General features: G+C 73.5%; 10 protein-coding genes. 3 read left to right on the forward strand and 7 right to left on the reverse strand.

The features are described 5' to 3' along the window. Positions 1-10: 10 nt before the first annotated feature. The gene (locus tag KJS59_RS27365) at positions 11-1,366 is read left to right on the forward strand and encodes a dihydrolipoyl dehydrogenase family protein (protein WP_213456234.1); all 1,356 of its coding nucleotides are present in this window, start codon (positions 11-13) and stop codon (positions 1,364-1,366) included. Here the strand turns inward: KJS59_RS27365 and KJS59_RS27370 are convergent. After that, positions 1,363-2,046, reverse strand: coding sequence for a maleylpyruvate isomerase family mycothiol-dependent enzyme (locus KJS59_RS27370; protein WP_213456237.1), 684 nt, complete (start codon positions 2,044-2,046; stop codon positions 1,363-1,365). The genes KJS59_RS27365 and KJS59_RS27370 overlap by 4 nt on opposite strands. 98 nt (positions 2,047-2,144) lie before the next feature. Between KJS59_RS27370 and KJS59_RS27375 the strand changes: the two genes are divergently transcribed. Next, positions 2,145-2,528: a PIN domain-containing protein gene (locus KJS59_RS27375; protein WP_213456239.1), complete on the forward strand. Its 384-nt coding sequence runs from the start codon at positions 2,145-2,147 to the stop codon at positions 2,526-2,528. Between the two features lie 10 nt (positions 2,529-2,538). Here KJS59_RS27375 and KJS59_RS27380 read toward each other — a convergent pair whose 3' ends face one another. Genes KJS59_RS27380 through KJS59_RS27390 form a run of 3 tightly spaced genes read right to left on the reverse strand, consistent with a single transcriptional unit; the run spans position 2,539 to position 4,699 of the window. Continuing rightward, complete coding sequence (locus KJS59_RS27380; RefSeq protein ID WP_213456241.1) at positions 2,539-3,429, reverse strand: hypothetical protein; 891 nt, start codon at positions 3,427-3,429, stop codon at positions 2,539-2,541. Positions 3,430-3,450: 21 nt separating this feature from the next. After that, positions 3,451-3,729 (reverse strand): ubiquitin family protein, encoded by a 279-nt coding sequence (locus KJS59_RS27385; protein WP_213456242.1) that lies wholly within the window; start codon positions 3,727-3,729, stop codon positions 3,451-3,453. 58 nt (positions 3,730-3,787) lie between these two features. Continuing rightward, positions 3,788-4,699, reverse strand: a complete 912-nt coding sequence (locus KJS59_RS27390; RefSeq protein WP_249714960.1) for an LLM class F420-dependent oxidoreductase — start codon at positions 4,697-4,699, stop codon at positions 3,788-3,790. Positions 4,700-4,885: 186 nt separating this feature from the next. Here KJS59_RS27390 and KJS59_RS27395 point away from each other — a divergent pair, with 186 nt between their 5' ends. Continuing rightward, the gene (locus KJS59_RS27395) at positions 4,886-5,317 is read left to right on the forward strand and encodes an ATP-binding protein (RefSeq protein WP_213456244.1); all 432 of its coding nucleotides are present in this window, start codon (positions 4,886-4,888) and stop codon (positions 5,315-5,317) included. Here the strand turns inward: KJS59_RS27395 and KJS59_RS27400 are convergent. Genes KJS59_RS27400 through KJS59_RS27410 form a run of 3 tightly spaced genes read right to left on the reverse strand, consistent with a single transcriptional unit; the run spans position 5,314 to position 8,557 of the window. Continuing rightward, the gene (locus KJS59_RS27400) at positions 5,314-7,422 is read right to left on the reverse strand and encodes an alpha-galactosidase (RefSeq protein ID WP_213456246.1); all 2,109 of its coding nucleotides are present in this window, start codon (positions 7,420-7,422) and stop codon (positions 5,314-5,316) included. The two genes, KJS59_RS27395 and KJS59_RS27400, sit on opposite strands and share 4 nt — an antisense overlap. 44 nt (positions 7,423-7,466) lie before the next feature. Further along, on the reverse strand, positions 7,467-7,652 hold the full coding sequence (locus KJS59_RS27405; RefSeq protein ID WP_213456248.1) for a DUF397 domain-containing protein: 186 nt from the start codon (positions 7,650-7,652) through the stop codon (positions 7,467-7,469). Next, positions 7,649-8,557: a helix-turn-helix domain-containing protein gene (locus KJS59_RS27410; protein ID WP_249714961.1), complete on the reverse strand. Its 909-nt coding sequence runs from the start codon at positions 8,555-8,557 to the stop codon at positions 7,649-7,651. Before KJS59_RS27410 ends, KJS59_RS27405 begins: the two co-directional genes overlap by 4 nt. Positions 8,558-8,559: the final 2 nt, after the last annotated feature.

Consider the following 8,559-nt stretch of genomic DNA (forward strand, 5'->3'; position numbering starts at 1 on the left):
GCTTACGGGCGTGGCTGTCGAGGCGGATGTCGTCGTTCTGGGCCTGGGCGTCGGCGGCGAGGAGGTGGCCGGGAAGCTGGCCGCCGCCGGGCTGTCCGTGGTGGGCATCGAGCACCGGTTGGTCGGCGGCGAGTGCCCGTATTGGGGCTGCGTCCCGAGCAAGATGATGATCCGCGCGGCGAACCTCCTGGCCGAGGCGCGGCGGATCGAGGGGATGGCCGGCCGGGCGGACGTCCGCCCGGACTGGTCGCCGGTGGCGAAGCGGATCCGGGAGGAGGCCACCGACGACTGGGACGACGCGGCCGCCGTGAAGCGGTTCACGGACCGGGGCGGGCGCTTCGTGCGCGGGTACGGGCGGCTGGTCGCGCCCGGCGTGGTGGCGGTCGGCGATGACGAGTTCCGGGCCCGGCGCGGCATCGTCATCGGCACCGGTACCGCACCCCGCATCCCCGCACTCGACGGGCTCGCCGGCACGCCCTACTGGACCAACCGGGAGGCGCTGGAGGTCGAGGAACCGCCCGATTCGCTGCTGATCCTCGGCGGCGGAGCCATCGGGCTCGAACTGGCGCAGGTGTACGCCCGGTTCGGCGTGCGGGTGACCGTCATCGAGCCGTCCGGCCGGCTGCTGGGGATGGAGGAGCCGGAGTCGTCGGCGGTGGTGACCCGGGCGCTGGAGGCCGACGGGGTCACGGTGCGGACCGGCACCACGGCACAGCGCGTCGAGTACGCGAACGAGTTCCGCCTGACGGTGGCCGGCGGCGAACTGCTCAGCGCCGCGGCGCTGCTGGTCGCCACCGGCCGGCAGGCGAAGCTGGACGACCTGGGCCTGGAGACGGTGGGGCTGGACCCATCGGCCCGGTTCATCGCCACCGACGAGCGGATGCGCGCCGCCGACGGGGTGTGGGCGGTCGGCGACGTGACCGGGAAGGGCGCGTTCACGCACGTCGCCATGTACCAGGCGGGCATCGTCATCCGCGACGTCCTCGGCCGGCCGGGCCCGCCGGCCGGGTACCACGCGCTGCCCCGGGTCACCTTCACCGACCCCGAGATCGGCGCGGTCGGGCTGACCGAGCGGCAGGCCCGGGAGGCCGGGCTGACCGTCCGGGTCGGCTTCACCGAGTTGGCCGACTCCAGCCGCGGCTGGATCCACAAGGCGGGCAACGACGGGTTCATCAAGGTGATCGCGGACGCGGACCGCGGCGTGCTGGTGGGCGCGACCTCCGCCGGACCGGCCGGCGGCGAGGTGCTCGCCGGGCTGCTCGTGGCGGTCCACGCCGAGGTGCCGGTGGAGCGCCTGGCCAGCATGATCTACCCGTATCCGACCTTCCACCGGGCCATCGAGGCGGCGCTGGCGGACCTCGGCTAGGAGAAGACGGTCAGCCGTTTGCGCAGCGACGGCGGGATCGGGAAGTCGGCGGGCAGCCGGCCGGCGGCGGCCGAGACGAACTCCTCCCGGCCGAGCCGCACCCGGTCCTCGCCCTGGCGGGCGACGACCGCGTCGCCGTCCGGGCCGATCGTGACGTCGTCCCGGCCCGCCTCGCGCAGCGCGACGCAGGCGAACTGGAACATCCATGCGAGCCGCTCGGCCCGCTCCTCGTCGGTGATCGGGGCGCCGGCGTCCTCCGCGTGGATGGACAGTTCGGTGGCGAGGTAGTACGTCTGTAAGCCGAGCGGGTAGCCGCCGACGGAGGTGTCGATCTCGGCGTCCGCGCCGCGCTCGCGCAGCCGGCGCCGGTTCTCGGCGGACAGTTCCCGCCACTCGGCGAGCAGTTGCGCCGGGGTGCGCCCCGCGCGCTGGCGCACGCCCCAGGCGTTGAAGTCGTCCATGCCGCGCCCCTCGGCCCGCCCCATCAGGTCGGCAACCGTACCGTCCAGGCCCGCGCGGGTGTAGTCCTCCACCGCCAGCAGGTGCGCCAGCAGGTCGCGCCGGTCCCAGCCGGCGCACCGGGTGGGCACCCCCCAGTCGGCGTCGGACAGCCCGCCGTAGAACCGGTCGATGCGGGCCGCTTCGGCGTCGAGCAGGTCAAACGGATCGATTTCCTCCATGGTTCCCATCCTGACAGGCGGGTACGGATGTCGGCGAGATGAGCATTGATAGATAACTTGCGCAAGCGCGTCCGGCCGGCCGGTGAAACACTGTGCCGGTGAGTGAGCCGGTGCTGCTGGTGGTGGACGCGGCGAACGTGGTCGGCTCGGTGCCGGACGGGTGGTGGCGGGATCGCGCCGGTGCCGCCCGCCGGCTGCGCGACGCGCTCGCCCCGGTCGCCGAGCACGGCCTGCCGGAGCTGCCGCCGCCGCTGGAGGTCGTGCTGGTCGTCGAGGGCCGGGCCCGCGGCCTGGAATCCATCCCGGGGGTACGCGTGGAGTCCGCGGCCGGCTCGGGCGACGACGCGATCGTGGCGCTGGCCGCGGCCCGGGACGCCGGCCGCGAGTGCGTGGTGGCGACCGCCGACCGGGGCCTGCGCGAGCGGGTCCTGACCACCGGGGCCCGGGTGATCGGTCCCCGCTCCGTGCCCCGCACGCCCTGACGCGCCCCGGCTAGGAGCGCGGAAGGATGCCCGACACGTCGATTTCTCCGTCGTAGCAGACCCAGGCCAGCCAGGCGGCGGGCGTCATCGTGCCGGCCTGGGCAACGGTCCGCGGGTCGGTGCCGCGCTCCGCCAATAGAGCGAGCCGCCTCGCCCACTCCGAGCGCACCTCGTCGGTTGCCCCCGCCGGTTCCACCCGGGCCAGCCGATGGGCGAGTTTCCGCAGTTCACGCCGGTGAGCCCGGTGCCGCGGGAGATCGACCCCCGGGTGCGGCGCGGCGCGGCGTCGCACGGCGTCGAGCCGCACCGCCAGGACGACGATCACCAGGAGAATGATCGCGGTCACCGGCGCCCAGAACGCCACCTGTTCCGCCGAGAACCCCCGAGAGTCGGAGGCGCCGGCGAGAACGCGAAGCATCAACAACACGGCGACGAGTCCACCGACGATCACGGTGACGGTCGTGCCGTAACCCGCCGCCTCTTCCCGCACCGGCAGGAACAACAGCGGAACGAGGCACAGCAGCGCGACGACCGCGGCCGGCGCGGCGACGGCCACCGCCAGCTCCGGGTCGAGATAGGCGTTCTTCCTTCCCGGTGGCCCGAACATCACGGCGGTTACCAGACCGGCGAGCAGGCCGACGCCGAGGAGGCTGCCCCACAGGGCCAACCAGACGGCCACCCGGGGAGGTCGCGACGGCTCCGTCGGGGAGGATCCTGCCCGATCTGTGGTGGTGCGGTGAGCGGCCGGAGCGAGCAGGCGCTGCCGCTCGTGATGCAGGCCCAGCAACGGGGCGAACAGGGCCCGCCGCATCTCGTGATCCGGGCGCAGGGCCTTCGCCGCGGCCTGTGCGACGGCGATCACATCGCGGTCGGATCCGTGGAGCCGGATGACCCCCTTCATGCCCCCACCGGTGCCTCGCGCTCAGTTATCGCGGTGGATCGCATGCAGGACATCCTCCATCTGGCGCACGGGCAGGCCGTCATCGCGTCGCTCGCCGCGCCGCGGCCGGCTTGAAAAGTACAGAACGGCGGCACCCGCGCACAGGATGGGCCCGAGGGACAATCCCGCGGGTGCGATGCCCTCGCTCATCGGGACGCCGAAGAATCCCTGCACGACCGAGGCGACGATCAACGCGGCCCCCACGGCTCCGATGATCAGTGCCGGGACGCGGTAGGGGCGGATCCGTCGCTTGCGAGACATGCGCGCACAGTACGACCCCTCGCCAACCCGCGGCCGCGGCCGCTCCCGGCCGCACGCGCTAGCGCGCCGGGGCGAACGCCTCCAGGGCGGCCTCGGCCCGGCGCATCGACTCGGCCGGGTCCGCCGACGGGGAGCCGATCTCCGGGTCGAAGTTGAGGTCGACGAACAGTTCGGTGATGCCGCACCCGGCCAGCCGCCCGAAGTCGTCGCGGATCTCCGCCGGCGACCCGGTCAGGGGCTCGCGGTCCACCGCGCCGGCCGGCCGGACCCGCACCGAGCCGCGGCAGACCATCCGCAGGTCGTCCGGGTTCCGGCCGGCGGACTCCGCCGCCTCGCGGACCGTCCGCACCTGGTCTCCGATCGCGGCCAGGTCGGGGCCGCTGCCGCAGACCCAGCCGTCGGCCAGCCGGCCGGCCCGGCGCAGCGCGGCCGGCACCCCGCCACCCAGCAGGATCGGCGGGTGCGGGCGCTGGACCGGCTTGGGTCGGGCCGACATGCGCGGTACCCGATAGAACTCGCCGGTGTGCTCGACCGGCTCGTCCGTCCACAGTGTCTTGAGCACCGCGACGTACTCCTCGGACCGCCGCCCCCGCCGGGCCATCGCCATGCCGGTCGCGGCGAACTCCTCGGGCGACCAGCCGATGCCCAGGCCGGCGTCGAGCCGGCCGCCGGAGATCAGATCGAGCGTGGCGAACTGCTTGGCGAGCAGCACGGGCGGCAGGAACGGGGCGTTGACCACCGCCACCCCGAGCCGGACCCGGGAGGTCTGCCCGGCCAGGTACGCGAGCGTCACCAGCGGGTCGGTGACGCTGCGGTACTGCTCGCCCCACGCGCCGTCGACCGGCGAGAGCAACCGCTGGAACGCCCAGAGGGAGGCGTAGCCCAACTCCTCGGCCCGCCGTGCCACCCGCGTCATCGCCAGCGGGGTGGCCCAGGAACCCGACACGGGTACCGCGAATCCGATATCCACCCGGCGCACCGTACCGCCGCCCCGGTGGCCGAAGCGGCTGGTAGCTGCGCATCTACCCGGGCCGGGCGTACGCTTTGTCGCGGGTTGGCCTGAGAGGGGCGGGTGGGATGAGCGGCGAGCGTGCGGCGCCGGTCGGCGACCACGCGGCGCTGCCCCCGGTGCCGCCCGCCGCCCGCGGGGCCGGCGATGTTTGACGCCTCCCCGGACCTGTCGCCGCTGCTCCTGGTGGTCTCGTTCGGCCGCGCCCAGGTGCGCAGCACCCGGCACGCGGTGGCCCGCGCGGTCGCCGCCGCCGGCCTGACCGGCACCCGGGCGGACGACTTCGTGCTCGCCGTGAACGAGTTGATCACGAACGCGGTCCGGCACGCCGGCGGGCGGGGCCGGTTGCTGCTCGGGCTGGCCGGCAGCGCCATCGCCTGCGACATCATCGACACCGGCGGTGGCATCCCGGCCAGCCGGCTCCGCCGGCATGAACTGCCGGCGGAGTTCGCGGTCGGTGGCCGGGGCATCTGGCTCGCCCGGCACCTGTGCGACCTCTTCCAGGTCGAGACGGGCCCGCACGGCACCACGATCCGGGTGGCCGTCGCCCTCCCGTCGGGCGTGCCGGGCGTCGGCTAACCGGCCACCCGCGTCAGGTGCGCCAGCGTGCTGGCATGGTCGCCGGGCGGCAGGTCCAGCGGCAGCCCGTGGGTCAGCAGCACGGCGCCGTGGTACTCCGCGCCCGTCGCCTCGTCCCGGTACCGGGCGGCCGGCTCCAGACCGGCCAGGCGCAGCGGCGTGGGCCGGTGACCGAACGCCGGGCTCACCCGGTACGCGAAGACCACCGTCGCCGAGCCGTCGGCGGCCACGTACTGCACCGCCGCCGGGGGTGGCCCGCCCGGCGCCCGCAGCCGGTACTGGAGTCCATGTTGGACGACCGGCCGGATCGCCTTGTACCGCGCGATCAGCTCACGCGCCCGGGCCAGCTCGCCGGCGGTCCACTCGGGAAGGTTGCCGCCGACGCCGAGCACCCCGGTCATCGCCACGTGGAACCGGAAGTCCAGCGGCACCCGGCGGCCGTTGAGGAAGTTCGGGCTGTCGGTGACCCAGGCCGCCATCACCGCCGCCGGGTAGATCTGGCTGAAGCCGTGCTGGATGCTCAGCCGGTCCACCGCGTCGGTGTTGTCGGAGGTCCACACCTCGTCGGTGCGGGTCAGGATCGCCGGGTCGACCCGGCCGCCGCCGCCCGCGCAGGACTCCACGCGCAGGTGCGGGTGGTCGGCCCGGAGCCGGTCGAGGATGCCGTACAGGTTCTCCACGTACGCCACCCACAGCCGGTCCGGGTCGCCGTCGCCCGCGCCGGGCCAGCCCGCCTCCGTGAACGGCCGGTTCATGTCCCACTTCAGGAAGTCGATCTCGTTGTCCCGGACCAGCCGGTCCAGCCACTCGTGCGTCCACGCCGCCACGTCGTCCCGGGCCAGGTTCAGCACCAGTTGGTTGCGCAGTTCGGTGCGGCGCCGGTTCGGCTCGTGCAGCACCCAGTCGGGGTGCTCGGCGTACAGGCCGCTCGCCGGGTTCACCATCTCCGGCTCGACCCACAGGCCGAACCGCATGCCGAGCCGGTGCACCTCGTCCACGAGCGGCTTGAGCCCGCGCGGGAACCGGTCCGGGTTGACCACCCAGTCACCGAGCCCGGCCGCGTCGTCCAACCGCCGGCCGAACCAGCCGTCGTCCACCACGAACAGTTCCACGCCGAGCGCGGCGGCCGCGGCGGCCAGGCGTAGCTGGTTCTCCTCGGTGACGTCGAAGGTGGTGGCCTCCCACGAGTTGTAGAGGACCGGCCGCAACTCCTCCGGGTGCGGCAGGCGGGCGCGCAGGTACCCGTGCCAGGCCCGGCTCGCCGCGCCGAAGCCGCCCGCCGTCCACAGTCCGGCCAGCACCGGCGTGCGCAGCACCCCGCCCGGCGCCAGCCGTAGCGAGACCCCGTCGTGCCCGTACCCGCCGGTCAGGCCCACCTCGTCGGTGGGGGTGCGGGCCAGGGTGATCCGCCAACTGCCGCTCCACGCCAGCGCGGCGCTCCACACCTCGCCGCGCCGCTCGTCCGCGTCCCCGGCGTCGATCATCACCCACGGGTTGGCGTGCTGGCTCGTGATGCCCCGGCGGCTGGTCAGCGTCGTCTCGCCGCGCGGCAACTCGACCCGCTCCAGCCGCGTCTCGCCGGCCCAGTGCCCGGTGACGTGGCTGAGCCGGTACCCGTCCCGCCGGGGCAGCGGCCACGCGGCCGAGTCGGCGCGCAGCACCGCGATCGGCCCCTCGGTACCGGTGTGGCGCAGCGTCGTCCACCGCTCGATCACGTCGCTGCCGGCGGCGGCCCGGTAGTGCAGGGTCACCTCCAGCGGGTAGTGCGAGTCGGCCAGCCGGACCCGCAACTCCTCGCCGTCGATGTCGTGGCCGGCGTACCCCAGTTCCAGCGCTCGGGCGTCGTCGGCGAACCGCACCAGCAGCCCGGCGACCCCGAAGTAGCTGCCGCCCAACGCCGCCAGTTCACCCGCGCCCGGCCACGGCGGGTCGAAGAACGCCTCGTGGACGACCTCCGGCACGGGCACGGTTGCGGCCTGCTCCAGCGTCAGCGGCCCGCCCCAGTGCACGTGGCGCAGCTCCGCCCCCGCCCGGCGCAGCGCGTACGAGCCGCCCGGTGTACTGATCAGGAACGTGCCCGTGGCGGCGTCGAAATCGACCGGCATGCACCCGAGCCTACGGGCCCCGGTGCCGGCCCCCGCGAACCTTCTTACCGGCCCTTGGCGAACTCGACGAATTCACGAAACTGGTCGCGGGTGACCAGGAGGACGCCGCCTTCGGGATTCTTGGAGTCGCGGATGGCCACCTGTCGGCCGATCTCAGCGACCTCGACGCAGTCGCCGGACCCGTTGCTGCGGGTGGCCTTGCGCCACTTGGCGTTGGTCAAGTCCGTCATGACGTCAGATACTCCTCGGTGATCTTGCTGATGAAGATGAGGGATTCTCGGGGATCCAGGCTTCTGGTGAGCAGGTCGGCCCAGATCGCTTCGTAGGTGCTCACCTCGGTGGGCTTGTCCAGATAGAGCGATCCGGTGGGCTTGTCGCTGTGCACGGTGGTTGGCTCGGATCGCCGGCCGTTGCGCGGAAAATCCAGGATACAAAACCCGCCGGCGACGGCGGCCCGGTGCAAACCGGCGGAGTGGGGCAGGACTCGCAAATCCACCGCTTCGGTTTGCGCCACGCGCATCATGTGCCGAAGCTGCTCGGCCATCGCCTCCCGGTCGGAGAGGGGGCGCCGCAGGACGGTCTCGCTGATCACGATGTCCAGCTTCGGTGCGGGTGGCGTGGTGCGGGTCAAGAGCCGTTGTCGGTCGCGTTTCAACCTGACCTTGGCCTCGACCTCGGGTGGGCTGAGGTGCGGCTCCTCAATGGCCAGGATCTCACGCGTGTACGCCTCGGTGTGCAGCAGGCCGGGCACCAGCTCGGGGTCGTACTTGCGCAGCCGGCTCGCGGCAGTCTCCAGCCCGACGTACAGCTCGAACCAGGGTGGGATGGACTCCCCGTAGGCGTGCCACCATCCCCTGGCCTGGGTCTCGGCGGCCAGGCCGGTCAGGACCTCGGCCATCTCCGTGGAGGCTCCGTAGAGCTGGCACATGGCCTGCACGTCGAGCTTGCGGATCGGTCTGGAGCCGGCGCCGCTCTCCAACCGCCAGAGCTTCTGGACGGACCATTCCAGAGCGACCCCGGCCTGCTCCAGGGTGATCCCCGACTCCTGGCGTAGCTCCCGCAGGTACCTTCCGAGTTGCCGCCGAGGAACGGTCGATCCCGCCTCCGTGGTCACCCTCTCGCCCCCGTTCGCAATGG

Origin of the sequence: Rhizomonospora bruguierae, from assembly GCF_018397995.1 — a bacterium.
GTDB classification, from domain to species: Bacteria; Actinomycetota; Actinomycetes; order Mycobacteriales; family Micromonosporaceae; genus Rhizomonospora; species Rhizomonospora bruguierae.

What these genes read in the sequence shown, in the direction of transcription:
- KJS59_RS27405 (WP_213456248.1), bottom strand. Translation starts at nt 7,652, where the DNA reads ATGACGGACTTGACCAACGCCAAGTGGCGCAAGGCCACCCGCAGCAAC.
- KJS59_RS27400 (WP_213456246.1), bottom strand. Translation starts at nt 7,422, where the DNA reads ATGCCGGTCGATTTCGACGCCGCCACGGGCACGTTCCTGATCAGTACA.
- KJS59_RS27395 (WP_213456244.1), top strand. Translation starts at nt 4,886, where the DNA reads ATGTTTGACGCCTCCCCGGACCTGTCGCCGCTGCTCCTGGTGGTCTCG.
- KJS59_RS27380 (WP_213456241.1), bottom strand. Translation starts at nt 3,429, where the DNA reads ATGAAGGGGGTCATCCGGCTCCACGGATCCGACCGCGATGTGATCGCC.
- KJS59_RS27385 (WP_213456242.1), bottom strand. Translation starts at nt 3,729, where the DNA reads ATGTCTCGCAAGCGACGGATCCGCCCCTACCGCGTCCCGGCACTGATC.
- KJS59_RS27370 (WP_213456237.1), bottom strand. Translation starts at nt 2,046, where the DNA reads ATGGAGGAAATCGATCCGTTTGACCTGCTCGACGCCGAAGCGGCCCGC.